This window comes from Streptomyces violaceorubidus (genome assembly GCF_000717995.1).
GTDB classification, from domain to species: domain Bacteria; phylum Actinomycetota; class Actinomycetes; order Streptomycetales; family Streptomycetaceae; genus Streptomyces; species Streptomyces violaceorubidus.
This window is the reverse complement of record NZ_JODM01000143.1, coordinates 1-544: the sequence shown is the minus strand read 5'-3', so window position 1 is coordinate 544 and position 544 is coordinate 1. Positions and strand designations below refer to the sequence as shown.

Sequence of the window (544 nt, the reverse complement as noted above, 5' to 3'; positions counted from 1 at the left end):
GGAGCGGACGAGGACCTCGTAGAAGACGGCTCGTTTGAACCAGTCCGGGTCGCGGTCCTTGGCGGGGGTGTCCTCGAAGGTGTCCGGCACGGGCTCGTTCACGGTCATGAGGCTGCGGACCCTTCGTTCCCGGGCGCGGCGGCGCGGGGCCGGCGGAGGTGGAAGACGTGGGCGGGGGCCCGGCCGGGCTCCAGCCGCGCGTAGTTCGTGCGGCCCCAGTGGTAGGTCTCGTCCGTGAGTTCGTCGTGGACCGGCACCGACTCGTGCCAGTCCAGGCCGAGCTGCGGCATGTCGAGCGAGATCGTGGCCTCCTGGGTGCGATGCGGATCGAGGTTGGCGACCACCAGGACGACGTCGGAGCCCGCGCGCTTGCTGTACGCGATGACCGCGTCGTTGTCGGTGTGGTGGAAGCGGAGATTGCGCAGCCGGTGCAGCGCGGGGTGGGCGCGCCGGATGGTGTTGAGGCGGGTGATGAGGGGGGCGATGGTGGTGCCCTCGCGGGTGGCGCGGGCCCAGTCGCGGGGGGTGAGCTGGTACTTCTCCG

The 544-nt window shown here is 71.3% G+C and carries 1 protein-coding gene; it reads right to left on the bottom strand.

Annotated elements, in window-relative coordinates; all coding sequences use genetic code 11:
- Positions 1 to 104 precede the first annotated feature (104 nt).
- Positions 105 to 544 (bottom strand): alpha-glucosidase C-terminal domain-containing protein (locus IE94_RS0134410; RefSeq protein ID WP_030192460.1); only part of this gene is annotated, 440 nt, incomplete at its 5' end.